We start from the raw sequence: 24,333 nt of genomic DNA, 5'->3' as shown, positions 1-24,333 counted from the left end.
CGAAGGTCTCGGGCTTCGGAACGGTCGTGCCGCAGCGCCGGCTCCCTCACTCGGGTTCTGGCGGGTCGGGGTCGCTGTCGATGGTTTCGGCGGCCGCGACTTGCACCCGAACGCGCTCGTCGTCGATGCGGACTTCGCATCCCTCGTACCGGAACGTCAAACGGACGTCGGCGGCGGAATCACGCACGAGTGTATCCAACGCGTCCGGATCTATCACCTCGTACAGCGGGCGCAACTCGTCCTGATCGCGCCCCGTCGCGTCGACGACGGAAAACACGGTCCGAAGACTCGGGGATTCGGACGGGCGGATCCTGTACTCGTCGTGGTGTTCACCGTCTCTGCCTCCACCGTCGTGCGTCGATCGGTCTCGTTTCATCCGTTTTTGATCCCTCGGATCTCGAATCTGGCACCGCTGCCGTCGGTCGCCCCGTCGGTCGCCAAAATCTCCCAGCCGTGTGCTTCGACGATCTGCCTGGCGATCGCCAGGCCGAATCCGGTCCCGTCGTCGCTCGTGGTGAACCCGCTCTCGAACACGCGGTCGTTGTTTTTCGGGGGCAGTCCGGGTCCGTCGTCTTCGACGAAGAACCCGTCTCGCTCCGCGAGCGAGCCGACTGTCACCGTGACCGCCGGTCCGGCGTACTCGACCGCGTTCTGGAAGAGGTTCTCGAAGAGCTGACACAGCCGCGATTCGTCCGCGGGGACGAACTCCTCGGAGAACCCCTCGTCCATCGAGAGCGTCGCAGCGGGGCTCTCGGTGAGGTCCCAGGCTTTCTCGACGACCTGGGAGAGTTCGACGGGCTCCGGTTCCCGTATCGTCGCGCCCCGTTCCGAGAGCGTCAGCACTTCGTCGATCACGCTTTCCATTCGTTCTAACGCCGCTATCGCCGTTTCGAGACTCTCTGCTAGCTCCTCCTTCGGATACCGGTCCCGCGCGAGTTCGACGTTCCCGTGCGCGATCATCAGCGGATTTCTGAGGTCGTGTGCGACCGTTCCGGCGAACTCCCCGAGCCGATCGCGCTCTCGTTCGAGTTGGGCTTCGTAGCGTTTCCGATCCGTGATGTCGGTGTTGACGGCGACGAACCGCTCTATCGTCCCCTCGTCGTCCGTTATCGGGGCGATGGTCTGGTCGATGTAATAGCGCGTTCCGTCTTTCCGCTCGTTGACGATTTCGCCCTCCCAGACCGAACCGGAGTCGATCGTCTCCCAGAGGTTCCGGTAGAACTCCTCGTCGTGTTCGCCCGATTTGAGCAGACTGGGCCGCTCACCGAGGGCTTCCGTCTTCGAGTAGCCGGTCACGTCCTCGAACGTCGGATTGACGTATTCGATCCGCCCGTCGACGTCCGTGATCATAATCGCGTGACCGGCCTGCTCGACGGCCTCGCGGTAACTCCGGAGGTCGCGTTCCCGGCGTTTTCGCTCCGTTACGTCCCGAAAGTGACCCTGGACCAGTTTCCGCCCGTCGAGTTCGACCACCGTGGCGCTTATCTCGACCGGCGTCCGCTCGCCTTCGCCCGTCACGATCTGAATCGGCTCGCCGCTCTCGAACCGGTCGAACGTCCCCTCGCCGGTCTCGGAGTGGTGCTCGAAGAGCCCGCGGTAGCGCCCGCGGTGGTCCGTCGGATGAAGCTCCGTCTGTGAGATTCCGATGATCTCCTGGCGCGGTCGATCCAGCAGGTCCGCCGCGGCCTCGTTCGCCTCGATTATCTCGCGGGAGTCGGCGTCGGCGACGAAAATCGCGTCCGGCGCGGCGTCGATCAACGCCTCGTATTTCCGCTGGGCGGTTTCGAGGCGTCGCTGGTAGCGGTCGCGGTCCGATGCCTTCGCGCGGGCGACGACGACGCGTCGAATCTCGCCACGCTCGTCCCGTAGCGGCGCGGCCCTTACTCCGATCGAGTCCGCCCCCGCGTCGCCGCCGTCGACTGGCAGTTCCCCAGTCCAGGTGTCGCCGGCTGTAACGGTCTGCCAGAGGTCCCGATAGACGGAGTCGTCGCGAACGACCGCTCGCAACTCGGGAGACGCTTCGCCGGACCCCTCGCGGAACGCGAGCGACTCGAAGCTCCGGTCGGCGCACTCGATCCGACCGTCGGCGTCGACGATCATGACGCCGCCCCCCGCCCTCGCCCCGTCGATGTCCGCTTCCGGACCGGCTGAAGCCGTCCGCGCTCGCTCTCGGGTAACGCACGTTTCGATCCGGTGTGCCAGAAGCGGGGTTCGGTCCGTCCCCGGGGCTCGCGTCACGACATCGTCGGCGCCCGCCTGAATGTACTCCGCACAGAGGTCCGCGCCGCAACCCGGGGCGGCGTAGACGACGACCGGAACGCCGGCTCTCCTGAGCCGACCCTCCCGTATCGCTTCGAGTTCGACCGCCCCGCTCTCCGTCCCCGCGACGACGACGCAGTCGACCGAATCTCCGTCTCGGTCCAGCCGCGAAACGGCCGATGACACCGACGACGCGGTGCGAATACGGATTCCGGACACCGCTTCGAGCCCCGGCGCGACGGGGTCGCTTCCGGACGCTCGGTGGTTCACGAAGAGCACTGAAATCGGGCGGTCACCGGGTGCACGGGTTTCCCGCCGCCGCTCACAACCCCCGTCGCCCGTTTCAGACATCCGTCCCTCTCCAACGCGGGCCGAGCGGTGACGGCTCCGAGCTGCGTTTCGTCGGCATCGCCGATCCGAAAACCTCTCTTGGTCTCTCACGTGCGCTGGAGTGCTGTCCCGTCGCCGAAGTAACGGTCTCGCGTACGCGACTCATATGCCTGCTCTACTCCGTTTCGACCGCGTCCGTGAGTTGCTGTACGGACTGGCTGATCTCGTTGACCTTCGCCGTCTGTTCCTCGTTCGCGGCGGCGATCTCTTCGACCTCGTCGCGGACTCGTTGTGCTTTCTCGGCCGCCTGATCCGTCATACTCGCCACCTCCTCGGTGCTCGCGGCCTGGTCGTCGGTCGCTTCGGCCACCTCCTCGATTCCCTCCGCGGCGGCCGTCACCGCCTCGACGATCTCGGTGAGGTTCTCCATCGCCCCTTCGACGCGCTCGATCCCTTCGTCGATCGCCGCGTTCGTCTGTTGGAGATTGGCGACGGTCTCTTCGGTGTCCGTCTGGATCCGCTCGATCATCGCTTCGATCCGGTCGGCCTGCTGCTGGGACTCCTGGGCGAGCCCCTTGATCTCGTCGGCGACGACGCCGAAGCCGTCGCCGGCCTCGCCCGCCCGTGCGGCCTCGATCGACGCGTTGAGCGCCAGGAGGTTCGTCTCCTTCGCGATGTTGTTGATGACGTCGACGACGTCGTCGATCTCCTCGACCCGATCCTGTAGCTGCCCGACGTCGCCGGTCACGTCCTCGGCCGCTGTCTCGACCGTCTCCATCGCGTCGATCGCCTCGGTCGCCGACTCCTGGCCGTTTTCGGCCAAGTCCCTGGCCGTCCGGCTCGTCGACCGCACCTGGTCGGTGGTCGACGCGATCTCCTCGACCGTCGCGCTCAGACTGGACACTTCGCCGGCCACCTCCTGCATACTGTCCGTCTGCTCCTCGGCGATGTCGCTGATCTGCTGGGAGCTTCGGGCGACGTCCTCCGACGTCTCTCGCAGTTCGACAGTCGCCGCCTCCACCTCGCGGGCGACTTCCTCGCGACGGTCCAGCTCGGCTTCGATCTGTTGGCTGTAGGAGTGAATGTAGGTGTCCATCGCGACCTGCTGATCGAGGAGCAAGAGCTTGAGCACCGAGAGCGACCGTTCGACCACCGCGTCGACGGCCTCGTTCGCCGTCGCCACGTCGACCGTCTCCCCTTTCGCGGTGGACGCGGCCCCGTCCGCTTCGGCGGCCGGTCGACTGCCGCCACTTTCGGGGCGGGACGCACCCTCCCCTTCGGAGATGAGTTCGTCTTTCACGTCGTCTGCGATCGCGTCCAGAATGCCCCGGTAGTAGACCGAGTACGCGCCGAGATAGATCTTCGGTCCCAGATCGAGCATATCGTGAATCTTCCCGATGCGTGCCCGTCGGTCGAAGTAGTCCGTCCCGTACGTGCCGCTCCCGAGGTCTTTGAGGTATTCCGTCTGGCTCTTTCTGAGCGCAGCGACGGGCTTCGTCGAGGAGTTGAGGATGCCGACGGTCGTCGAGTACGACTGGAGGTGGTCGTAGAACTCGTCGACGAGCCCCTCGGCGATCCTGTCGAACGTTCCGGACATCGCGTCGAGCCGCTCTCTGTCGGCTTCGTCGAACTGCGTGAAGTCCTTCCGCCAGTTTATCTCTCCCGAGTCGATGCCGATCGACCCGGTCAACTGGCGACCGTCGACCTGGCGACGGTCCTCGTCCGAGATTTTGATATTGACATTCTCTGACATACGAGATGGTCAGGTGATACCAACGACACCTATTCAACGCAGGGGCCAACATTTCCACGATCCCCTCCCCTGGGGTGTTGCTCTTTGAACGCGCCCTCCGCCCCTCGCCTACCCGAGCACGTATCGACCGAGGTACTGATAGAGGCCGAGGAGCCACGCGAGGAACCAGAAGATCACGTATCCGAAGACGCCGACGCGGAGTCGCCCCCGCCAGGCGCTCATATCCGGATGAAGTTCGTCGAGGTCGACGTCCTGGGTCGGATCCGCGTAGAGGTCGGCGTCGCGCTTCACCTGTAGGATCCGGACGATACCGGTCAGCGCGAGTATCAAGAGTGCGTACGCCTGCAACCCCAGGATCGCGTGGAGGACGGTCACCCCGCCGAGTTGATCGAGCAGTCGCGGGACCATCCACGCGACGACCGGGATCGTGTTGAGCACGAGACCGGGGACGATGAATTTGAGATGGTGCACGAGGACGTCCCAACTGACGGTCTCGGCGTCGATCATAATCCACGCGCCGTAGAGGTAGAACGGCAGACTCGCCGTGACCATCAGCGCGGCACCCGTCGCGATGGTCGTGTCGGATACCATCGGCCGAGGTTCGGACTCCCGGCGGGTAAAGGGCCCGACTTTCCGCGGTGACGACGCTCGAACCCGCCGGCGGCGTCGCGAAAACCGTTACCCTAAGGAGTGTGCCACTCCAAGGATCGGGGTATGACAGAGTCCTCCGAGGAGCCGGACGCGGCGGATCGCCGCGCGGACTCGGCCGTCGCCGACGACGGGGCTGACACGGCCGACGCCTCCGACGTGGGAGAGACGGCCGACGCGTCTCGCGGGGCCGACGCGGCCGATCCTGACGACGCCGAAGACGCGGCCGATCCCGACGAGTCTGGCGACGCGGCGGGCGCTGCCGACCCCGCGGAGCCGACGCCCTCGGGGGAGGCGTCGGGGGCCGGGTCGGACGACCTGGAGGCGCTCCGGGCGGAGGTCGAGGAGACCTACGACTTCGACGACTTCGGCCCCGAGGATATGGCCGAGATGAGCCTCGAAGAGTGGGAGGCGGCCTTCGATCCCGAGACGTGGATCGTCGGCGAGGAACTGCTCGATCGGGTCGAACACGAACTCAACGCACGCGTCGCGATCCGCGAGATCTTCGCCGTGGTAGAGCGCGTGCGGGACGACGAGGACTGCGTCGTCGCCTACTCCGACGAGGGGTACGCGGTCGTGTACGCGGACGGCAGCGTCGAGGGCGAGGGGACCGTCCTCCGCGACGTCAAACCGACCGTCGCGCTCTGTTCGATGGAGAGCTACGACCTGATGGACGCCCCCGAGGACGTGTCGCTGCCGGAACCCGACGACGTCGTCGAGGGCAGCGGCGAGTTCGGGAACCTGATGTTGCAGGTCGTCGCGGCGGCGCAGATCGTGGTCGGCCTCGGCCTGCTCGTCGCCTGGATCGCGCTCCCGTCGCTCTCGACGGTCGTCGCTCCGATCGCCGCGATCGGCTTTCTCGTCATCGGCTTCTTCCTCTTTCTGGTCGTGGCGAACGCCCGGCTCTCCGATCGGTTTCGGACCGAGGAGTTCCGCAACCGGCTCCGGGCACTCGACGCGGTCGACGCGCCCCGCCCGGACGGACTCCCGGACCGCGAATCGCCCGCGGTCGGTGTCGGCGAGGGGGACGACGGCGGCGCTTCGACGGCGAACGGCGACGACGTGCCCCCCGCGCCTAACGACGGCGACCGCCGGGTCGTCGCGAGCGATCACGCGAGCGAGGAGACCGACACGTAGCGTCCGCTGCAGGGGGGAGTCGGTGGGTTTAAGCGCGTTCCATCCTGACACCAGCGTGTATGAAGAGGCGGGACTTTCTGCGAGCAGCAAGCGTCCCTGCTGCTGCCACGACGGCCTCTGCCACCGCCGGACTCGGCGCCGCCCAAGAGACGGAGACGTCTGGCGGGACAGCCACCGGCACGGCAACCGGAACTGGAACTGGAACTGGGACTGGAACCGGTACCGGAACCGGGACGGCGGCCGACTCGGGCGGCGGGAGCGGCGAGACCGTCACGGTGACCGTCGGACCGGGCGGCTCGCTCGTGTACGAACCGGGGACTGAGGAACCGCTACAGATCGCTCCGGGGACGACCGTCGAATTCGTCTGGGACTCGGACAACCACAACATCGTCGTCGAGAGCCAGCCCGAAGGCGCGAACTGGGGCGGTCACGAGCCGATCGAGAACACGGGGTTCACCTACTCTCACACGTTCCAGACGCTGGGAACCTACGAGTACTACTGCGACCCCCACCGGAGCGCCGGGATGGAGGCGACGATCGAGGTCGTCGAGAACCCGGAACCCGCCGGCGGCGGCGGGGGCGGCGAGAAGGAACTGCACGACCTCGGCGTGCCGATCCACGCGCACTGGGTCGGCGCGGCGACGATCCTCGGGATCCTCGTGACGGTCATCTTCACGTTCTACGTCCTGAAATACGGTGAATCACCGCACACCGGCACCGGGAGGAACTGACAATGTCATCCAGTGGTAGCACTTACGGCGACATCCACCGCTACGAACCGGCCCGCGAGAGCACCGCCGCGGCGATCGCGATCGTCCTGCTCACGATCATCGAGGTCGTCTTCGTGTTCCTGTTCACGTACGGCCTCATCTCCGGGTGGGGGCTGAGCGACACGGGTAATATGTATCTCGGCGCCGTGCTGGCCGTGATCTTCATCGACCTGGCGTTCATCCTCGCGCTGTACCGCAAGGAGTTCCTGCCGGACGTCGTGATCGTCAAGAAACGGCGTCGCAAGTGGGAGGACCTCTACATCCGCGAGGAAGAGGTCGACGGCACGCCGTTCGCTGACGGCGCGTGGGACCACGTCAAGCGCGCGATCTACCCGTACTACAAGCGATAACAATGAGTCTCGAAAAGAAAGACGACTACGACCACAAGGGCTGGATGAAAGAGAAGGACCTGACCGCCGTAGAGTCGGCCTTCCTCACGACCCTCATCTGGCTCGACAAGCGACTCCGCATCGTCGACTACCTGGAGCTGATGGAGACCCTCTACTACCGGGTCAACCTCCAGATGCCGAAGAGTCACACCGAACAGTACAACCTCGACAACAAGTTCTGGTACTGGTACCCCCTGTACACCTTAGGGCTGTTCTCCACGTTAGCATATGTCGTCGCCGCGATAAGCGGGGCGTTGTTGGGCTTTTATTACAGCCCCTCGGCGGCCGCGGGCACGGAAGCGGCGGGAACCGTCGCCTACGAGAGCATCGCGTTCATCATGCGCGACCTCCAGTTCGGATTCATGCTCCGATCGATCCACCGCTGGGCGGCGCAGGTGATGGTCGCGGCGGTGTTCCTCCACATGCTCCGTGTGTACTTCACCGGCGCGTACAAGGAGCCCCGCGAGTTGAACTGGCTCATCGGCATCGTGCTGATCAGCCTGACGATGGTGTTCGGATACACCGGCTACCTGCTGCCGTGGGATCAGCTCGCCTTCTGGGCGGGGCAGATCGGCGTCGAGATGTCGCTGTCGATCCCGCTCATCGGCGAGTGGATCGCCCAGCTCCTGTTCGGCGGCTTCTCGCTGAGTCAGGCGACGCTGCAACGGATGTACATCCTCCACGTGTTCCTGCTCCCGTTCGTAGTGACGGCGCTGATCGCCATCCACATCGGCATCGTCTGGGTGCAGGGCATCGCGGAACCCCACTAAACCAATGACCGACGAAGACACTACCACCGACGACGTCCGCGCCGACGGCAGCGGCATCGTCGCGCCGGACGACGAAACGCCGACGTGGCGCGAGCGCAAAGAGCGTACGCAGGGGCTCTCACAGCTCACGTACGAGTACTTCGAGCGCGCCCGTCGCGAAGATCAGGATCTCAGACAGGAATCGGACTACGTCGAGCGCGACGTGCTCGCGTTCCCGACCTGGCCCCACGAGATCATCCGTAACCTCGCCATCGCGAGCTTCTTCGTGGGGATGCTGCTGTTCCTCTCGGCGACGCTCCCGCCGCACATCGGCGACCCGGCGAACCCTTCCAGCACGCCCGCGATCATCCTGCCGGACTGGTATCTCTACTGGTCGTTCGGCCTGCTCAAGCTCGGTCCCCTCAACCCCGAGCTGTCGATCCTGGGCGGACAGAAGCTGATGGCCGACCGGACCTACGGCGTGCTCGCGAACCTCGTCGTCGTCGGATTCGTGGCAATCGTGCCGTTCCTCAACAAGGGGAGCGCCCGCCGGCCGGTCGAACAGCCCTTCTGGGCGGCCGTCGGCGTCGGCGGCGTCATCTTCGCGTTCACCATCAGCATCTACTCTGCGAAGAACCTCCTGCCGATGAACGTCCACCTCGCGTTCGACCTGACGTTCCTGCTGCCGATCGTGGCCGGGTTCGTCACTTGGGCGGTGCTGAAGACGATGCGGGAGGGGTATATGTACGACCTCAACCGCAGATACTACCGGTTGCGCCCGCCGAAATAGTCGGCTTCTCGGTTCCGGCGTTCCGTTTTCGCGATCGTTCTTCCGCAACGAGTTTCGAGCAGTGACGACGCACGTCCGAGCCGGTGACGTACCGCCGCCACACGGAAAGGTCCATGTTGTGTCGGTCCCTACGACGGGCAATGACTGATAGTGAGGGCGGCGACCGACCCGGGCGACGCGGCCGCGACGTCGTCGTGCCGATGCGGCTCTACAAGACTGTGACGGTGTTCTCGACGCTCATCGCCGTGGTCAGCGTCGTCTTCGGGTTTATGCTCCTCGACGCCGCGACGCTGAACGTGAGTTTTCTCGGGAACATCGTCCGCGGCGCGTTCGCCGCCGTCGGGTTCGGCGTCGCCGACGGCGTCCTGAGCACCATCTTCGCCGCGGTGGGACTCTCGATCATCGCCTTCGGCGCCGGCGTGTACGTGATCGGGACGCGCTTTCGCGCCCGCGGAATGGGAAAGTCTCAAGAGGATTCCGGAGAAGATCCAAGTAACGATGGCTGACGAGTTCGTTAAAGGACTGGGCATCTTCACGGGTTCGGGCCTGGCGTGGATGGTCCTCGCAGGGTGGTACCGAACGCCGAGCTTCGAGAGCGAGCAACAACTCGTCTCCCCGGTGTCGCTGGGCGACTCCGCGACGATGTTCGACACCCTCGGCGTCCTGCTGATGGACGTGTTCTTCTGGTTCACGATCATCGGCGCGCTGACGTTCTGGGTCGGGATCCCCGTCATCCGGCAGGCCCGCGAGGCGCTCGAAGAACGCGCGCAGTAACGCTTTTTCCCCGAGTCCGCCGGTCGCGACGCGTCGGTCGAGCAGTTCGCGGTTCGGCACACGACGCTCCCGGCACCGCGGCGGATTGGAAAAACTCTAATGAGTCCTCTCCCCATCGTCGTGTATGCAACCGCTACAGTTCCTCGTCCCGCTCGACGCGGTGGAGGCGCTCGCACCCGTGCTTCCCCTCGTCGTCTTCGGCCTCGTGGTCCTCAACATTCTGACGCGGCTGTTGCAGCACCGTAAACACGCCGCACAGGCCGACGAAGACGACGACGGAGCGGTCCAGCGGTGGCTGCCGCACACGCTGACGACGCTCGGGATGGTGTTCGCGTCGTTCCTCTTCATGATCGTCGAGCCACACGGCGGAATGGTGATGTCGGTGCTCGCGCTCTCGGTGTTCGTCTCGGACTTCTTCGAGTTCGAGTCCCGCCGGGTCGAGGCGCGCTCGAAGAGCAAGAGCCTCGAACGGCCGACCGCGGCCATCGGCGCCTCCGTGTTCGCGCTCCTGTACGCCGGCTACCAGGGCTTCTTCTACCTCATCGAGCCGCTCTGGAACTCGATCATCTGATCCCAGCGGAGATTCGACGGACTCCTCGGCGACTCGAAACGTGCCCGTCCCGCCGTCACCGGTCACCGACCGTCTGCGGACGGACGAGCGAAAGGTCGCGAGCGATTCTCACTTCCACCGGCGCGTTCGACGGTACTGACTCGACAACAGCGTCGTCCAGTCGCAGCGTCACTTCCGCTTCGTCGCGCTCGACGGCGAGCGTGACCGGTGGGCGCACGACCCACGTGTCGGCGTGCATCGCGTATGGCGACACCGGGGCCGTCACGAGGCCCGTCCCGGGTGCGAGCAGCGGCCCTCCCACGGCGCGAGCGTAGCCCGCACTCCCCAGCGGCGACGCGACGACGACGCCGTCGGACCGAACGCGTTCGGCCCACCCGTCGGGCGATTCGATTCCGTACTCCGAGATGCGCGCCGGCGCCGACGTCATAAGCGTCACGTCGGTGACGGCGGTGCCGGCCCGCTCGCCGGCGACCGACACGCCGAGGATCGGGTGCCTGACTGTCTCGAACGCACCGGCTTCGACCGCGTCGACGACCGCCGTCACGTCGGCGGCCGAGAGGTCGTACCGCCCCGCACCGGTCTCGACGGGGACGACCGGCCGGTCAGTCGGAGACGACGCCAACCCAAGGAGCGCGGCCTCACCCGCGGCGAAGACGAGATCGGCGTCACCGACGTCGGCACCGCGGCCGCTTTCGCCCGCGTCGACTCGGGTGACCGAGACGTCGTCTCGGTCGGCCAGCGCGTCGACGACGGCGTCGCTCGTCGATCCACGGCCGCGAACGACGACGGAACGCCCGCTCACGGGCGCCCCACCGTCTGACCCCTTCTCCGCCGATTCGGCTCGACTTCGAGCATAGCGGTCAGTACATCGGAGAGGGAAAAAGACCCAGCGGTTCGTCGCACGACCGGGACGACGGGGCGCGCGTTACCGACAGTTCCGTTCGACGGTCGGTGGCATCCGGGCGACCGATTCAACGCCCGATGGCGTCGCGGACGACTTCGAGGGCTCGTTCGGGGAACTCCACGTGCGGCAGGAGCTTCGCGTCGTCGATCACGACGAGTCGGCAGTCGGCCGCCTCGGCCAGTTCGCGCCCGCGTTTCAGCGGCGTGATGTCGGCCTCTCGACCCCACAGCAGCGTCACCGGCGCGTCGACGTCGGCGAGGGTCGCTTCGAGATCGAAGTCCGCGTTGAGGAAGCCGCTGACGAACGATGCGGGCGCGTAGCGGGCGTTCGGCTGGTGGGCCGTCCGCCACTCGTACGCCATCCACGACTCGCTCACGCGATCCATATCGTAGTAGCCGTGGTCGGCGTTGAAGTAGCGGATCGACGGTTTCGACGCGAGCAGGTTGAACAGCGCCTCGCCGACGAGCGGCGATCGGAGCAACTCGCGAGCGACGAGGTTGCGGTCGGGGCCGCCGCGTTCGGTCGGACAGATGAGGACCACCGCCGAGAGAGCCACATCGTCCGCGACGGCCGTGAGGTACGCACCGGTCAGCGAGGAGGCGACGACGGCCGGCCGATCGAACGCGGCGACGAAGTCGCGGACGAACTCCTCGTACAGCGTCGCCGAGTACCGAAGCGGCGGCCGGTCGGAGGTCCCGAACCCCGGGAGGTCGGGGGCGATCACGTGGTACTCCTCGGCGAGGTCGTCGAAGATCGCGCGGAACTCGCCGCTGGAGCCGGCGGCGTTGATCCCGTGCAGGAGCACGAGGTCCGGGTCGTCGGGGTCGCCGGACTCGGTGTATCGAACGTCGATTCCGTTCCACTCGAACGTCCGGTGGGCTCCCGAAAGCGGCGGTTCCAACTCGGGCGTTCCTCGTCTGAGCGCGGCGTTCGCGAGGGCGACGGCACCGGTTCCGATCGCGAGTCCGGCGGCGAGAGCGCGGCGGCGCATACCCGAGGTAAGAACGGGGGGCGCTTCAGCCTGCTGGCATCGGTGGGTCACTCGCGGTCGGCGTCGCTGGCGGTCGTGCGGTCGGCGTCATCGACGGTCGTGCGGTCGGACCCGACTGCGTCCGCGTCGTCGGTATCGGCGGTCCCGTCAGCGTCGGTGTCGGTCTCGCTACTGCCGTCGGTCCCGTCGGCGGCGTCGTCGGTCTCGCTACCGCCGTCCGCCTCGCGGTCAGCGTTCGCCTCGACGCACGTCCGAAGCGGCCCGACGATCGACTCGGATATCGTGTACGGATCGGTCTCACCGTCGAGAACCCGCTGCGCCAGCGTCTCTATCCCGCCCTCCCGACGAATCTCGTCAGCCAGCAGTTCGTTCCCGTCGCTCCGAACCAGTCGCCTGATCTCCTCGCCGAGCCGGTCGAGCGCCCGCCGTTCGCCGTCCCCGGACTCCCGAAGGTACGCGGCGTGGGCGTCCAGCGCCTCGACGAGGTCGTCGACGCCCGACCCGGAGGTCGCGACGGTCTCGACGACCGGCGGTTGCCAGGACTCGCGGGGCGCCACGTCGGCCGCCGCGTCCGCCGACCCATCGGCGGCCGCACGGGACCCGGATGGCGTCTGGGCTTCTGGTGCGTCGCCCGAGTAGCCCTCGCCACCGTGGTGGCCGAGGACCGAACCTGCATTCGGTCGGCCCCCCGAGGCGTTTCGACCCGCGTCCCGACGGTGAATCATCTCCTCCAGTTCGGCGACCGTCCGTTCGACGCCGTCCATATCGGCCTTGTTGACGACGAAGACGTCGCCGATCTCGAGGATTCCGGCCTTCAGCATCTGGACGTCGTCGCCGCTGCCCGGCTGGACGAGCACCGCGACCGTGTCGGCGGCGCGGACGACGTCGACTTCGCTCTGGCCGGTACCGACGGTCTCGACGACGATCACGTCCTTCCCGAACGCGTCGAGCGCCGTGATCGCGTCCGTCGTCGCGGTCGACAGGCCGCCGAGCCGCCCTCGCGTGCTCATCGAACGGACGAACACGTCCATATCGCCGCCCGTCGAGCCCATCCGGATCCGGTCGCCGAGGACGGAGCCGCCCGAGTACGGCGAGGAGGGGTCGACGGCGACGATCCCGACGGTGTCGCCGCGCTCGCGGTACGCGTTCGCCAGTTTGTCCACGAGCGTCGACTTCCCCGCGCCGGGGCTGCCCGTGACGCCGATCACGGTCGCCGACCCGGTGTGCCCGTAGAGCCGAGAGACGAGGTCGCGGTGTCCCGGCTCGCGGTTCTCGATCCGCGTGATGACTCTGGCGAGCGCGCGGTGTTCGCCGGCCAAGAGCGACCCGACGAGTTCCTCGTTGCGGGCGGCCGTTTCGGGGTTTAGGGAAGTCTTCGTGCCGGCGGCGTCGTCTCCGTCCATCAGCCTCGTCGCGGGGCGTTTTCCCGGACGAACTCGATCGTCTCCGCCATCGGGGTGCCGGGCCCGAAGACGGCCGCGACACCCATCGAGTAGAGCTCTTCGCGGTCCTCCTCGGGGACGATCCCGCCGACGATCAACAGCGTGTCCTCGAAGGCACCGTACTCTTTCAGCCCCTCGACGACTTTCGGGACGAGCGTGTTGTGTGCGCCCGACAGGATCGACAGGCCGAGCACGTCGACGTCCTCCTGGACGGCCGCCTGTACGACTTCCCCGGGTGCACGGTGGAGCCCGGAGTAGACCACCTCGAAGCCGGCGTCACGGAAGGCGCGGGCGATGACGTGGGCCCCCCGGTCGTGGCCGTCGAGTCCCACCTTCGCGATGAGACACCGAATCGGTCGCTGTCTGTGTCCCTCCTCGGCGTCGGCACTCATACCCGGCTCTTGGACGGCCGACCGTTTGGTTCTACCGCCGGCGATCGATCAGAGCCGATCCGGTCGCCGAAGGTTCCGCGTCGCCGGCCGGCGGTTCCACCAGAGTGGCGACAAGCGGCGACGACTCCAGAACAGCGACGAGCCGACAGCACCAGGACGTCGACAAGCGGAGACTACTCCAGAGCGCCGAGGAGTTCCGTCGCCCGGTCGACGTAGATCCCGTACGCGCACGATTCGATCCCCGGCGTCGGTACCGGAACGACGCTGAGAGCGAACTCCCGGACCTCGCCGTCGTCGCTCGGTCGCTCGACGATGTCGGCCGAAACGCGTCCCGTTTCGAGCGCCGCCTCGAACTGTTCGCGCTCCACGTCGGTCGAAACGATCTCAGAGAGGTGATCTCCCGGTTCGACCTCGCCGAACTGGTCGGCGTAGGCGCGGTTGGTCTCTTTGACGCTCGCGACGCCGTCCAGTCGCTCGATGTGGACCGCTGGGACGGGCAGCTCTCCGAAGAACGCGTGCAAACGGTCGCGCTCCTTGCGGAGCGTCACCTCGCGCTCGATCCGTTCGAGCGCCTCCCGCGTGTAGCCGGCGAGGATCTCGACGAACTCCCTGTCCTGCTCGTCGAACGCGTCGCGGTCGGTCGAGGCGACCTGGATCACGCCGCGGTCGCCGATCGGCACGCTCAGGCCCGCGCGGAGGTCCTCGTGTTCGGGAATCGCGTCGGGGTCCGCCTGGATGTCCGCGACGATTTCCGACTCACTCCTGCGGAGCGTTCGGCCTGCGACCCCGTCGGTGCGATTGAAAACGCGCGCTTTCGGTTTCGGAAGCGTCGACGCACGCGGAACGAGCAGTTCTCCCTCGACGAGGCGGACGACGCAGTAATGGTACGCCAGGGCGTCAGTCATCGCCTCGACGGTTCGTTCGGCGACGGCGTCGACCGTCTCGCAGGCGGTGATGTCCTCGGCGTAGTGACTTAACGCGGTCAACCGGGCGTTCGATTCGCGGAGGTCGTTCCGCGTGTGATCGTGTTCCAGTTCGACTCGGATGCGTTCGACCAGCTCCTCGATGGAGTTCTCCCCGGCGACGGCCTTGTCGATGCGTCCGATTACCGGCGGTTCGCAGACGATGGTGGGAACCGCCCCGTCTTCGATGAGGTCGTGAATCAGGGGCCTGTTGTCGCCGAGGACGACGACGCAATCGAGAGTCGGCCCGAGTTCCGAGACGTACTCGGTCGCCGTCTCGCCACAGCGGACCACCACCTCGGCGTCGAGTTCCTCGTCCAGCAAAGCCAGGACCGTCTCAGGGTCGCAGTCTCGACCCGCCGGGTCGACGTCCGCCGCGGTCGGATCTGTGTCGATCGACGGATCTGGTTCCGCCGGATCGGCCTCGTCGCTTCGGGACGCGGAATCCGCCCCCGTCGGGTCGGCCTCGTCACCGTGTTCGGCCTCGGGGTTCGCCGCTGTCCCGCCGCCGTCATCCTCGGTCACCTCCTCGGTCCTGGAACTCGAACTGCCACCGCGAAGAAACGGCTCGTCGCGATCAACCGCGTCGCCGTCAGTGCCGTCATCGCCGTCCGGGAACTCCCGCGCGCCCGCATCGTCCGCGATGTCTGCTCCGCCACGAGAGCCTGCTGTCTCGGGACCGTCGACAGTCGTCGGCACGACGACCAGCACTCGTCCCCCAGCAGGCTCTCTCGTCATACGCATACATCTCGAACGTCAGGCCATTAATACGTTTGGTCCCCTGAGTATTTCTCCAACCTGATTACGGATACTGCGTGACCCTCCCGTGAAAGCACGTCTCACGGCAGTGGTACTCTGTCGTACTCGACTTGCCACGTGTCGATGGGCCCTATCAGATCCGGTATCACCACCCTAATTATATATTATGTGTCAGTTATCGCCGTCGACGTGCTCGGCGAGGAACTCGACGATCGCCTCGTAGGCGGTGATCCGGTTCTCCAGTTTCGTGAGTCCGTGTCCCTCGTCCTCGAAGACGAGTTCGCGGACCGGGACGTGGTCGCTCGCCGCCTCGACGAGTTGGTGGGCCTCCGAGACGGGAACGCGGGGGTCGTTCTCGCCGTGCAGGACGAACAGCGGCGCGCGGATCTCCTCGATGGTGTTGAGCGGCGAGATCGACTCCAGGAACTCCCGGTCCTCCGCCAGGGATCCGTACTCCGCCTCCCGGAGTTCCCGCCGCCACTCGCCGGTGTTCTCCAGAAACGTCACGAAGTTCGCGATGCCGACGATGTCGATGCCGGCGGCCCACAGCTCCGGGTACTCGGTCATCGCGGCGAGTACCATAAATCCGCCGTAGGAACCGCCCATCGCGACGATGCCGTCCGGATCGACTGCTGGGTGATCGTGGAGCCACTCGACGGCGGCCTGGACGTCCGCGACTGAGTCCATCCGGTTTTCGACGTCGTCGAGGTGCCCGTAGGCCTTGCCGTAGCCCGCCGACCCGCGGACGTTCGGCTCGAAGACGGCGTAGCCGTTCGCGAGGAAGTACTGCGTGACCGCGCTGAACGAGGGGCGGCGCTGGGACTCGGGACCGCCGTGGATGTCCACGATCACCGGCGTCTCGCCGTGGCCAGTGTCGGTCTCCGGCAGCGAGAAGAACGCCGGGATCTCGCGGCCGTCGAACGTCGGATAGTGGACGAGTTCGGGTTCGACGAAGGAGTCTCGGGGAATCCCGGCGGTCGCCGCCCGCGTCCATCGCTCGGCCGCGCCGGTCTCGGACTCACCGACGTAGACGTTCGCCGGATCGCCCCGCCGCGTCACCGTGACGGCGAACCGCTCGCCGGCGGTGTCGAAGGCGACGCCGCCCGCGACGCCGTCGGGGAGGTCCGGCGTCGGCCGCGCGTCGATCTCGCCGGCGGCGACGAGGTCGCCGACGGTCAGTTCGGTGTAGCCGTCGACGTTCGTCGAGTAGACGATCCGGCCGGTCTCGTCGTCGACCGCGACGCCGTCGATCTCCCAGTCGGAATCTTCGGCGACGAGCGAGAAATCGCCGGTCTCGACGTCGACGCACCACAGATCGAGCGTGTCGCTCTCGCGGTCGGAGACGAGGTAGACGTGATCGCCGTCCGGTCCCCACTCGGCGCTCTGGAAGCGGACGGTGCCCTCGTGGGGCGTCAGTTCGCTCATCTCGCCGGTTTCGACGTCGAGAACGGCGACGTCCTGGTCGAAGTTCGAGTACGCCTCCGTCACGAGCAATCGGGTGTCGTCGGGCGACCACCCGCCGAGCGTCAGCCAACCGTCGCCCTCGGCGACGAGTTCGGCGTCGTCGCCGGTCGCGTCGCGGGCCTGCACGTAGACGTCGAAGACCGACTCGTCGCGGCGGTTGGCGGCGAACGCGACACGCTCGCCGTCGTGACTCCACCCGCCCCAGCGGTGCTTCGCGTCGATCGACGCGGTGAGATTCGTGATCTCGCCGGTGGGCAGGTCGTACCGGAACAGCTGCTGGCGCTCGTTGCCGCCCTCGTCCATCCCGAAGGCGAACTCCTCGCGCTCGGGCGACCACGACGCGAACGTCACGCGCTCGTCGAAGAACGTGCGTTGCTCGGGCCAGCCGCCCGGCTCGGCGACCGTCCAGACCTGCGGGACGCCCGTGGTGTCCATCAGAAACGCGAGGCGGTCGTCGTCGGGAGAGAGCGAGGCACCGTAGGCGCTCCGAATGTTGAGATACCGCTCGATGTCGTGGACCATACCGTTCCCTTCGCCGGATGCGGACGAAAGCGTTCGGGTGCATCGCCTCGGACCGATGCCACTCAGTCGTACCGTTCTGCGACCGACAGAAAATTTCATTGCCCGAGCCGTCGACTAGCCCACTGTATGTCATCAATTTCCATTGAAGACACTGACGGGAGGAGAGAGATCCTCCGTCGGATGTTGACGATTCGGGAGTTCGACAGCACGGCCGGCGACCTCTTCGCCGACGGAGAGATCCCAGGGTTCGTCCACCTCTACATCGGCGAGGAGGCGGTCGCGGTCGGCGCCTGCGCCGCGCTGGAGGAGGAGGATTACATCACGAGCACCCACCGCGGCCACGGCCACTGCATCGCGAAGGGCCTCGATCCGAACCGGATGATGGCCGAGTTGTTCGGCCGGCGCGACGGCTACTGCAACGGCAAGGGCGGCTCGATGCACATCGCCGACGTCGAGGCGAATATGCTCGGCGCGAACGGCATCGTCGGGGCCGGCCCGCCGCTCGCGACCGGGGCCGCGCTGACAAGTCAGTTCAAAGGCGAAGACCGGGTTGCGCTCGCGTTCCTTGGGGACGGTGCCGTCGCGCAGGGACAGGTTCACGAGGCGATCAACCTCGCGGCGACCTGGGACCTCCCGGCCGTCTTCCTCGTCGAGAACAACCACTTCGGCGAGGGGACGCCCGCCGACGAACAGCACAACATCGAGAACCTGAGCGAGACCGCCGAGTCGTACAACATCCCGGGCTTCACTGTCGACGGGATGGACGTCACGGCCGTCAACGAAGCGGTCGCGGAGGCCCGCGAGCGCGCACGGAACGGCGACGGACCGACACTCATCGAGGCCGACACCTATCGCTACCGCGGCCACTTCGAGGGCGACCCCGAACCCTACCGCGACGAGGACGACGTCGAGCAGTGGCGCGAGCGCGACCCGATCGACACGTTCGCCGAGCGCCTCATCGACCGCGGCGACCTGACCGACGAGGAACTGGCGGAGATGCGCTCGGAGGTGCAGGCCGAAATCGAGGCCGCCGTCGAGTACGCCCGCGACGCAGACCTGCCCGATCCGTCGGAGGCGTACGAGGATATGTTCGGTGAACCGGTACCCGAGATCGAACAGTTCGCGAGCCGGCTCCGGGCCGACGGAGCAGGAGGTGAATGACGATGAGCACCAAACCCGAAACCGCATCCACCGATCGAACCGAGACGCTGACCGTCCGCGAGGCGATCCGCGCGGCGCTCCGCGAGGAGATGGAACAGGACGAGGACGTCTTCGTGATGGGCGAGGACGTCGGAACGTTCGGCGGCGTCCTCGACGTGACTGACGGTCTCATCGAGCAGTTCGGCGGCGATCGCGTCCGCGACACGCCCATCAGCGAGGCCGGGTTCGTCGGCGCGGGCGTCGGCGCGGCCGCCACCGGCTCACGCCCCGTCGTCGAGGTGATGTTCTCCGACTTCCTCGGCGTCTCCGGCGAACAGATTATGAATCAGATGGCGAAGATGCGCTACATGTTCGGCGGCAAGATCGAGATGCCTGTCACCGTCCGGACGACGGAGGGCGGCGGGATGGGCGCGGCGAGCCAGCACTCCGGCACGCCGCACACCTGGTTCGCGCACTTCCCCGGGCTGAAGGCCGTGACTCCGGGGACGCCGGCGGCCGCGAAGGGGCTGCTCAAGTCCGCGATCCGCTCGAACGACCCGGTGTTCTTCTTCGAGAACAAGATGATGTACGAGCAGTCCGGGGAGGTCCCGACGGATCCCGGCTACACGCTCCCGATCGGCGAGGCGAGCGTCGAGCGGGAAGGTGAAGACGTCACCGTCGTCGCGACCCAGCGGCTCGTCGGCGAGTCGCTCGACGTCGCCGACGACCTCGCGGGCGAGACGAGCGTCGAGGTCATCGACCTCCGCTCGCTCTACCCGCTCGACACCGACACGCTCGCCGAGAGCGTCCGGAAGACCGGCCGGATGGTCGTCGCCGACGAGAGCCCGCTCTCCTACGGCGTCCACGCGGAGGTCATCACCCGGATGGTCGAACACGAGTTCTTCAGCCTCGACGCGCCGCTGCAGCGCGTCGGCGTGCCGGACACACACATCCCGTTCAGCACGCCGCTGGAAGACGAGGTAGTCCCGGACGGCGACGACGTCCGCGAGGCGATCAGTCAGGTGGCCTGAGGAGTGGCCGCACCGACAATCGGGCTCCTCGTCAATCCCGCGGCCGGGCGGGACGTCCGCCGCCTGACGGGCGGCGCGACCGTCAGCGACACCTACGGCAAGCGTCGGGCCGCCGAATGCGTCCTCGCAGGCGTCGACCTCGCCGACGATCCCGTCGACATCGTCGTCGCTCCCGACGGCGGCGAGATCGGCCAACGGACCGTCGAGGAGGCCGACGGAGCGAACGTCAGGCTCCTCGAAATGCCCGTCGGGGGCACGAGTGCGGACACGCGGCGCGCGGCCGAGAGATTCCGGGAGGTCGTCGACGCGGTCGTCGTCTTCGGCGGCGACGGCACGACCCGCGACCTGGCGGTCGAAATCGGCGACGTGCCCGTGCTCGCGGTCTCCACCGGGACGAACAACGTCGTTCCCACCCCCGTCGACGGGACCGTCGCGGGCGCGGCGGCGGCCTTCCTCGCCACCGACGCCGTCGATTCCGAGGCCGTCACGTATCGCCACACGATGGTCGAGGCCAGCGTCGACGACGGGCGCTCGATCAGGGGGCTCGCGACCGTCGGCATCGTCGACCAGTCGTTCGTGGGCACGCGGGCGGTGCTCGATCCCGACGACTTCCTCGGCGGCGGCGTCTCCCGGGCCGGCCGCGGCGAGGTCGGCCTCTCCGGCGTCGCCGGCGCGCTCACCCGCGTCGACCCGGCCGACGGTCGCGGCGTCGCGCTGGAACTCGACGCCGACGCCGATCGATCCGTTCCCGCGATCACCGTCCCCGGCGTCGTCGAACGCGTCGGCGTCCGCGAGTGGTCACACCTCGATCCCGGAGAAGAACACGGATTCGAGGTCGAGGAGGCGGTCGTCAGCGTCGACGGCGAGCGCGAACTCGAAGTGCAGCACGCGGCGATCGACGTCCGGCCCGTCCGCGACGGACCGCGCCTGGTCGACTTCGAGGCGGTCTTCGAGGCCGCGCCGCTCGCGGCGGACGCACGCGCTGCCGAACGTCGGTAGTCGGCCCCTGACCGTTGGCGGCGGCCCCCGTTCGGTGGCGGTTCCCGATCGGAGATGGCCCTCGGCCTACCGTCGCTCCCACGTCAACTCGACGGGGAGATCCTCGCGGAGGAGTTCGGCGACGTGGCAGCTCCGCTCGCCGTACTCGACGACGCGGTCGAGGGTTTCGTCGTCGGCCTCGGGGGCGTCCAGTCGCACCGTGATGTCGACTGACTCCACCGACCCCGATTCCGGATCCGCGTCGGTTTCGACGTCGATGTCGCCGACGGAGACGTCGCGCATCTCCACCTGGTAGCGGATCGACAGCGACAGACACGCCGCGAGCGACCCGAGGAAGAGGTCGACGGGCGAGGGTTCGGGGCCGTCGCCGTAGCGCTGTTCGGTGCCCCGGGTCCGGACGCTCCCGGACATCCCCGCCGCAGAGTGGGCGGTGGCAGTACGCGGGGCCGACGCGCCCGCCGTCCCGGCAGCGCCCGCCTCTCGCTCGGCCGCGACCGCCTCGGGAAGGAGCGGCCAAGGGTCCTCGATATTGTCAGCGAGCGTCCCCAGGAAGCGCGCGGCGTCCGCGCCGTCGACGACACGGTGGTCGAAGGAGAGGTCAAGCGGGAGCACCCGGCGCGTCTCCGGCGTCCCGTCCTCGCCCATCACGACGCGGTCGAGCAGCGTGTTCACGCCCAGAATAGCGATCTGCGGCGGGTTGATGATCGGATCGAACGACTCCACGCCGAGGACGCCGAGGTTGGTGACGGTGAACGTCCCGCCCTGGAGGTCGCCCATCGTGTAGTCGCCGTCCAGCGTCCGCTCGACGACCTCGCGGCGCTCGGCGGCGAGCGCCGACAGCGACTTCCCGCCGACGTCGGGGATGACCGGCGTGACGAGGCCCTGTTCGACGTCGACGGCCAGACAGACGTTGTGCTCCGCGTAGAGTCGGTGGGTGTCGTCCTCGAACGTCGCGTTGAACGCGGGGTGCTCGTCGAGGGCGTCCGAGAGCGCGAAAAACAGCACGTCGGTCATCGAAACCTCGGCGTCGAGGGCCGCCTCGGCGGCGTCGGCGGCGGCGAGCAGTTCCCCGGCGTCGACTTCGCGGTGCTCGGTGACGTGGACCGCCTCGCGGTAACTCTCGCTGAGGCGCTTTGCGATCGTCCGGCGCATCCCGTCGAAGGCGCGCTCCTCGACGACCGTCCGCGTCGCTCCCGGCCCCTGCTCGGCCTGCGTCGCTTCGCCCGCGGATTCCGCGTGCGCCTCCACGTCGTCTTCGGTGATCGCCCCCTGCGGCCCCGACCCGGTCACGGCCGCGAGGTCGACGCCGAGGTCCTCGGCGCGCTTCGTCGCGCGCGGCGACGCCCGTACCTCGCCGCCGGCCGCGTCGGCCCCGCTCGCCGCGCCCGCGCTCGCCTCCACGTCGTCTTCGGTGACTGCCCCTTGCGGACCGGTGCCGTCGACCTCGGCGAGGTCGACGCCCAACTCGTCGGCTCGCTTCCGCGCACGCGGACTGGCCTTCGCGGGGGCCCCGGACGCCGCCGAGGGCTCCGTCGCGGTAGCGTCGGGGGATCCCCCCGTCTCCGCTGACGCCGTCGCCTCCGGTTCGTCCGGCGCGGTCGCCGCTGTCGATTCTGCGGCGTCCCCGAGATCCGCCTCGGCGTCTGCGATCAGGTCCGCGATATCCGCCTCGTCCTCAGCGAGAATCCCGATCGGGGTCCCAGGGGACACGGTCTCACCCGCATCGAGGAGGACGCGACGGAGCACGCCGCTCTCTCTGGCGTCGACCTCGGCGGTCGTCTTTTCGGATTCGATCTCTGCGAGCACTGCGCCGTCTTCGACCGACTCGCCTTCCTCGACGAACCACTCGAGGAGCGTCCCGCTCTCCATCTCCAGACCGAGTTTCGGCATCCGAACGACGTATCCCATACCCGAACACTCGGCAGCATTCCACATAATCGTTGAGGACAGTTACGACCCGTCCGTCGGTGGATACGACTCCCGACACTGATCCTCAGGGGGCAAGACCAAATCGATCGTGGCGGGCCGACACGCGACGCTCAGATCATTCCTTCGGCTTTGAGCCCCTCGATGACGTCGTCGACGAGCGATTCGACGTCGTCGTAGGGGAAGTCCTGGTGCGACCCGAGTTTCGCGGCCATCTCCATCGCGGTGAGCGTCACGTCGCCCGCCTCGAACTTCGTCCCCGGGCCGTCCGGGAGCGTCGGCACCAGGTCCATCTGGCTGTCGATCGGGAAGTCTGCACCACTGAACGCGTCTGTGAACTGCTGGCGGAGTTCCGCCTCTACGTCTGCCATAGCCGTCACGTGAAAGACGACGCGCAAAAGCGTTCCGGAACCACTACAAATCGGTTGGGAGTTGTCGCGCTCGGCGGCGAGACCGTACATTCTTGTCCGTCGCCCGGAGAATTCGGATAATGGCGAGTGGAACCTACGGTATCGAAATGAGTGACGCGGACGTCGCCGAGTTCCTCACCCGGCAGGGGCACGGCGTCCTCTCGTTCGGCGGCGAGGTGCCGTACGGGCTGCCGGTCTCGTTCGGTTACGACGTCCTGGAGAACCGGTGCATCTTCCAGTTGGTGTTCCACGAGGGGAGCGAAAAACAGGCGCGCCTCGACGACTCGCCGTACGTCTCGCTCGTCAGCTACGAATGGAACGGTCCGGGCGATTGGCGAAGCGTCGTCATCACTGGGACGCTCGCCCCCATCGAAGACACCGCGCCGGCGGCGCTCGACGCCTCGGAGGTGTTCGCCGAGTACGCGTCGGTCGCGGGCCTCAGCGTCTTCGACCGGCCGTCGAACGAACTCAACCCCGAGTGGTACGAACTGACCATCGACGAACTGAACGGTCGTCACTCGCCGACGAGCGACTCGGATCCCGCGGAGTGACTCGCTCGCGACGAACCGGCTCCGATCAGGGCCGATCGACGAGACAAACCAAAGTATTCACTACAGGCGACTCCCAACCCCCGAGTATGACTGACGGCAACGCGGAGATGTCCCGTCGCGCCTTCCTCACGACGGCCGCCGGGACCGCCGCGGTCGCCGGGGCCGCCGGGACCGCTGCGGGACAGGAGAGCGGTGGAACGGCGACGGTCACGGTCGGGCCGGGAGGCGACCTGGTCTTCGAACCCGGGACGAGCGAACCGCTACAGGTAACGCCGGGAACGACGGTCGAGTTCGTCTGGGACTCGGACAACCACAACATCGTCGTCGATAGCCAGCCCGAGGGCGCGGACTGGGGCGGTCACGAGCCGATCGAGAACACGGGGTTCACCTACTCCCACACCTTCGAGACGCTCGGCACCTACGAGTACTACTGCGAACCCCACCTCACGGCCGGGATGGAGGCCACGATCGAGGTCGTCGAGGAGATCGAGACGCCGGAGCCCTCCAACGTCCCGTCCGTCCCCGACTCCGCGAAGACGCTGGGCGTCGCGACGACGTTCGCGATGGTCGCCACGCTCGGGCTCGCCTTCTTCTTCCTGAAGTACGGCGGCGACTACGAACTCGAAGACGAGGAGTAGTCACCCGGTCGACCCGACGTCGCGACGATCGC

At 67.3% G+C, this 24,333-nt stretch carries 25 protein-coding genes; 13 read left to right on the top strand and 12 right to left on the bottom strand.

Annotated elements, in window-relative coordinates; translation table 11 throughout:
- Positions 1-46: 46 nt before the first annotated feature.
- The 4 genes from NO360_RS11560 to NO360_RS11545 all read right to left on the bottom strand — a co-directional run bounded on the left by NO360_RS11560 (position 47) and on the right by NO360_RS11545 (position 4,933).
- Positions 47-376: a HalOD1 output domain-containing protein gene (locus NO360_RS11560; RefSeq protein WP_256307962.1), complete on the bottom strand. Its 330-nt coding sequence runs from the start codon at positions 374-376 to the stop codon at positions 47-49.
- Positions 373-2,610, bottom strand: coding sequence for a PAS domain S-box protein (locus NO360_RS11555; RefSeq protein WP_256307961.1), 2,238 nt, complete (start codon positions 2,608-2,610; stop codon positions 373-375). Before NO360_RS11555 ends, NO360_RS11560 begins: the two co-directional genes overlap by 4 nt.
- Positions 2,611-2,764: 154 nt before the next feature.
- Positions 2,765-4,342: a globin-coupled sensor protein gene (locus NO360_RS11550; RefSeq protein WP_256307960.1), complete on the bottom strand. Its 1,578-nt coding sequence runs from the start codon at positions 4,340-4,342 to the stop codon at positions 2,765-2,767.
- A 108-nt stretch (positions 4,343-4,450) separates the two neighbouring features.
- Positions 4,451-4,933 (bottom strand): DUF7321 family protein, encoded by a 483-nt coding sequence (locus tag NO360_RS11545; protein WP_256307959.1) that lies wholly within the window; start codon positions 4,931-4,933, stop codon positions 4,451-4,453.
- 123 nt (positions 4,934-5,056) lie between these two features.
- Between NO360_RS11545 and NO360_RS11540 the strand changes: the two genes are divergently transcribed.
- The 8 genes from NO360_RS11540 (at position 5,057) to NO360_RS11505 (ending at position 10,170) form a co-directional block, all read left to right on the top strand.
- Positions 5,057-6,127 carry a DUF7319 domain-containing protein gene (locus NO360_RS11540; protein WP_256307958.1) on the top strand — a complete coding sequence of 357 codons (1,071 nt, stop codon included), beginning with the start codon at positions 5,057-5,059 and terminating at the stop codon, positions 6,125-6,127.
- 59 nt (positions 6,128-6,186) lie between these two features.
- The gene (locus tag NO360_RS11535; RefSeq protein ID WP_256307957.1) at positions 6,187-6,858 is read left to right on the top strand and encodes a plastocyanin/azurin family copper-binding protein; all 672 of its coding nucleotides are present in this window, start codon (positions 6,187-6,189) and stop codon (positions 6,856-6,858) included.
- A gap of 2 nt (positions 6,859-6,860) precedes the next feature.
- Positions 6,861-7,247: a DUF7318 family protein gene (locus NO360_RS11530; RefSeq protein WP_256307956.1), complete on the top strand. Its 387-nt coding sequence runs from the start codon at positions 6,861-6,863 to the stop codon at positions 7,245-7,247.
- Positions 7,248-7,249: 2 nt separating this feature from the next.
- Positions 7,250-8,056, top strand: coding sequence for a cytochrome b (locus tag NO360_RS11525; protein WP_256307955.1), 807 nt, complete (start codon positions 7,250-7,252; stop codon positions 8,054-8,056).
- A 4-nt stretch (positions 8,057-8,060) separates the two neighbouring features.
- Positions 8,061-8,825, top strand: a complete 765-nt coding sequence (locus NO360_RS11520) for a cytochrome b family protein (RefSeq protein ID WP_256307954.1) — start codon at positions 8,061-8,063, stop codon at positions 8,823-8,825.
- Positions 8,826-8,965: 140 nt separating this feature from the next.
- A complete protein-coding gene (locus NO360_RS11515) occupies positions 8,966-9,331 on the top strand; it encodes a DUF7315 family membrane protein (protein ID WP_256307953.1) in 366 nt (121 codons plus the stop codon).
- Positions 9,324-9,599, top strand: a complete 276-nt coding sequence (locus tag NO360_RS11510) for a DUF7314 family protein (protein WP_256307952.1) — start codon at positions 9,324-9,326, stop codon at positions 9,597-9,599. Before NO360_RS11515 ends, NO360_RS11510 begins: the two co-directional genes overlap by 8 nt.
- A gap of 124 nt (positions 9,600-9,723) precedes the next feature.
- Positions 9,724-10,170: a DUF7313 family protein gene (locus NO360_RS11505; protein ID WP_256307951.1), complete on the top strand. Its 447-nt coding sequence runs from the start codon at positions 9,724-9,726 to the stop codon at positions 10,168-10,170.
- Between the two features lie 55 nt (positions 10,171-10,225).
- Here the strand turns inward: NO360_RS11505 and NO360_RS18970 are convergent, their stop codons facing one another.
- The 6 genes from NO360_RS18970 to NO360_RS11475 all read right to left on the bottom strand — a co-directional run bounded on the left by NO360_RS18970 (position 10,226) and on the right by NO360_RS11475 (position 17,606).
- Positions 10,226-10,972 carry an NAD(+)/NADH kinase gene (locus NO360_RS18970; protein ID WP_256307950.1) on the bottom strand — a complete coding sequence of 249 codons (747 nt, stop codon included), beginning with the start codon at positions 10,970-10,972 and terminating at the stop codon, positions 10,226-10,228.
- Positions 10,973-11,141: 169 nt separating this feature from the next.
- Positions 11,142-12,065, bottom strand: a complete 924-nt coding sequence (locus NO360_RS11495; RefSeq protein ID WP_256307949.1) for an alpha/beta fold hydrolase — start codon at positions 12,063-12,065, stop codon at positions 11,142-11,144.
- A 47-nt stretch (positions 12,066-12,112) separates the two neighbouring features.
- The gene (meaB, locus tag NO360_RS11490) at positions 12,113-13,468 is read right to left on the bottom strand and encodes a methylmalonyl Co-A mutase-associated GTPase MeaB (RefSeq protein WP_256307948.1); all 1,356 of its coding nucleotides are present in this window, start codon (positions 13,466-13,468) and stop codon (positions 12,113-12,115) included.
- Positions 13,468-13,899 (bottom strand): cobalamin B12-binding domain-containing protein, encoded by a 432-nt coding sequence (locus NO360_RS11485; RefSeq protein ID WP_256307947.1) that lies wholly within the window; start codon positions 13,897-13,899, stop codon positions 13,468-13,470. Before NO360_RS11485 ends, meaB begins: the two co-directional genes overlap by 1 nt.
- A gap of 173 nt (positions 13,900-14,072) precedes the next feature.
- On the bottom strand, positions 14,073-15,599 hold the full coding sequence (locus NO360_RS11480; RefSeq protein WP_256307946.1) for a GAF domain-containing protein: 1,527 nt from the start codon (positions 15,597-15,599) through the stop codon (positions 14,073-14,075).
- A 192-nt stretch (positions 15,600-15,791) separates the two neighbouring features.
- Positions 15,792-17,606: a S9 family peptidase gene (locus NO360_RS11475; protein ID WP_256307945.1), complete on the bottom strand. Its 1,815-nt coding sequence runs from the start codon at positions 17,604-17,606 to the stop codon at positions 15,792-15,794.
- Between the two features lie 126 nt (positions 17,607-17,732).
- Here NO360_RS11475 and NO360_RS11470 point away from each other — a divergent pair, with 126 nt between their 5' ends.
- The 3 genes from NO360_RS11470 to NO360_RS11460 are packed head-to-tail and all read left to right on the top strand — an operon-like array spanning position 17,733 to position 20,776.
- On the top strand, positions 17,733-18,767 hold the full coding sequence (locus NO360_RS11470; protein WP_256307944.1) for a thiamine pyrophosphate-dependent dehydrogenase E1 component subunit alpha: 1,035 nt from the start codon (positions 17,733-17,735) through the stop codon (positions 18,765-18,767).
- A 2-nt stretch (positions 18,768-18,769) separates the two neighbouring features.
- On the top strand, positions 18,770-19,777 hold the full coding sequence (locus tag NO360_RS11465) for an alpha-ketoacid dehydrogenase subunit beta (RefSeq protein WP_256307943.1): 1,008 nt from the start codon (positions 18,770-18,772) through the stop codon (positions 19,775-19,777).
- Between the two features lie 3 nt (positions 19,778-19,780).
- On the top strand, positions 19,781-20,776 hold the full coding sequence (locus NO360_RS11460) for an NAD(+)/NADH kinase (protein WP_256307942.1): 996 nt from the start codon (positions 19,781-19,783) through the stop codon (positions 20,774-20,776).
- 66 nt (positions 20,777-20,842) lie between these two features.
- Here NO360_RS11460 and NO360_RS11450 read toward each other — a convergent pair whose 3' ends face one another.
- Together NO360_RS11450 and NO360_RS11445 are read right to left on the bottom strand one after the other, a co-directional pair.
- Complete coding sequence (locus tag NO360_RS11450) at positions 20,843-22,684, bottom strand: 2-oxo acid dehydrogenase subunit E2 (protein ID WP_345780194.1); 1,842 nt, start codon at positions 22,682-22,684, stop codon at positions 20,843-20,845.
- Between the two features lie 131 nt (positions 22,685-22,815).
- Positions 22,816-23,073, bottom strand: coding sequence for an MTH865 family protein (locus tag NO360_RS11445; RefSeq protein ID WP_256307941.1), 258 nt, complete (start codon positions 23,071-23,073; stop codon positions 22,816-22,818).
- Positions 23,074-23,192: 119 nt separating this feature from the next.
- On the opposite strand from NO360_RS11445, the gene NO360_RS11440 reads away from it, so the two are divergent.
- Both NO360_RS11440 and NO360_RS11435 read left to right on the top strand, forming a co-directional pair.
- Positions 23,193-23,663: a pyridoxamine 5'-phosphate oxidase family protein gene (locus NO360_RS11440; RefSeq protein WP_256307940.1), complete on the top strand. Its 471-nt coding sequence runs from the start codon at positions 23,193-23,195 to the stop codon at positions 23,661-23,663.
- An 86-nt stretch (positions 23,664-23,749) separates the two neighbouring features.
- A complete protein-coding gene (locus NO360_RS11435; RefSeq protein ID WP_256307939.1) occupies positions 23,750-24,301 on the top strand; it encodes a plastocyanin/azurin family copper-binding protein in 552 nt (183 codons plus the stop codon).
- The last annotated feature ends 32 nt before the right edge of the window (positions 24,302-24,333 follow it).

The organism is Halobellus litoreus, assembly GCF_024464595.1.
GTDB classification, from domain to species: Archaea; Halobacteriota; Halobacteria; order Halobacteriales; family Haloferacaceae; genus Haloquadratum; species Haloquadratum litoreum.
The sequence above is the reverse complement of the archived record's forward strand: the minus strand, read 5'-3'. Positions and strand labels throughout refer to the sequence as shown.

Bases quoted from the DNA above. Each gene is read 5' to 3' on its own strand.
- NO360_RS11545 (WP_256307959.1), bottom strand. From the start codon at position 4,933: ATGGTATCCGACACGACCATCGCGACGGGTGCCGCGCTGATGGTCACG.
- NO360_RS11535 (WP_256307957.1), top strand. From the start codon at position 6,187: ATGAAGAGGCGGGACTTTCTGCGAGCAGCAAGCGTCCCTGCTGCTGCC.
- NO360_RS11440 (WP_256307940.1), top strand. From the start codon at position 23,193: ATGGCGAGTGGAACCTACGGTATCGAAATGAGTGACGCGGACGTCGCC.
- meaB (WP_256307948.1), bottom strand. From the start codon at position 13,468: ATGGACGGAGACGACGCCGCCGGCACGAAGACTTCCCTAAACCCCGAA.
- NO360_RS11505 (WP_256307951.1), top strand. From the start codon at position 9,724: ATGCAACCGCTACAGTTCCTCGTCCCGCTCGACGCGGTGGAGGCGCTC.
- NO360_RS11450 (WP_345780194.1), bottom strand. From the start codon at position 22,684: ATGGGATACGTCGTTCGGATGCCGAAACTCGGTCTGGAGATGGAGAGC.
- NO360_RS11540 (WP_256307958.1), top strand. From the start codon at position 5,057: ATGACAGAGTCCTCCGAGGAGCCGGACGCGGCGGATCGCCGCGCGGAC.
- NO360_RS11445 (WP_256307941.1), bottom strand. From the start codon at position 23,073: ATGGCAGACGTAGAGGCGGAACTCCGCCAGCAGTTCACAGACGCGTTC.
- NO360_RS11475 (WP_256307945.1), bottom strand. From the start codon at position 17,606: ATGGTCCACGACATCGAGCGGTATCTCAACATTCGGAGCGCCTACGGT.
- NO360_RS11495 (WP_256307949.1), bottom strand. From the start codon at position 12,065: ATGCGCCGCCGCGCTCTCGCCGCCGGACTCGCGATCGGAACCGGTGCC.
- NO360_RS11435 (WP_256307939.1), top strand. From the start codon at position 23,750: ATGACTGACGGCAACGCGGAGATGTCCCGTCGCGCCTTCCTCACGACG.
- NO360_RS11525 (WP_256307955.1), top strand. From the start codon at position 7,250: ATGAGTCTCGAAAAGAAAGACGACTACGACCACAAGGGCTGGATGAAA.
- NO360_RS11555 (WP_256307961.1), bottom strand. From the start codon at position 2,610: ATGTCTGAAACGGGCGACGGGGGTTGTGAGCGGCGGCGGGAAACCCGT.
- NO360_RS11550 (WP_256307960.1), bottom strand. From the start codon at position 4,342: ATGTCAGAGAATGTCAATATCAAAATCTCGGACGAGGACCGTCGCCAG.
- NO360_RS11480 (WP_256307946.1), bottom strand. From the start codon at position 15,599: ATGACGAGAGAGCCTGCTGGGGGACGAGTGCTGGTCGTCGTGCCGACG.
- NO360_RS11520 (WP_256307954.1), top strand. From the start codon at position 8,061: ATGACCGACGAAGACACTACCACCGACGACGTCCGCGCCGACGGCAGC.
- NO360_RS11485 (WP_256307947.1), bottom strand. From the start codon at position 13,899: ATGAGTGCCGACGCCGAGGAGGGACACAGACAGCGACCGATTCGGTGT.
- NO360_RS11465 (WP_256307943.1), top strand. From the start codon at position 18,770: ATGAGCACCAAACCCGAAACCGCATCCACCGATCGAACCGAGACGCTG.
- NO360_RS11530 (WP_256307956.1), top strand. From the start codon at position 6,861: ATGTCATCCAGTGGTAGCACTTACGGCGACATCCACCGCTACGAACCG.
- NO360_RS11560 (WP_256307962.1), bottom strand. From the start codon at position 376: ATGAAACGAGACCGATCGACGCACGACGGTGGAGGCAGAGACGGTGAA.
- NO360_RS11515 (WP_256307953.1), top strand. From the start codon at position 8,966: ATGACTGATAGTGAGGGCGGCGACCGACCCGGGCGACGCGGCCGCGAC.
- NO360_RS11470 (WP_256307944.1), top strand. From the start codon at position 17,733: ATGTCATCAATTTCCATTGAAGACACTGACGGGAGGAGAGAGATCCTC.
- NO360_RS11510 (WP_256307952.1), top strand. From the start codon at position 9,324: ATGGCTGACGAGTTCGTTAAAGGACTGGGCATCTTCACGGGTTCGGGC.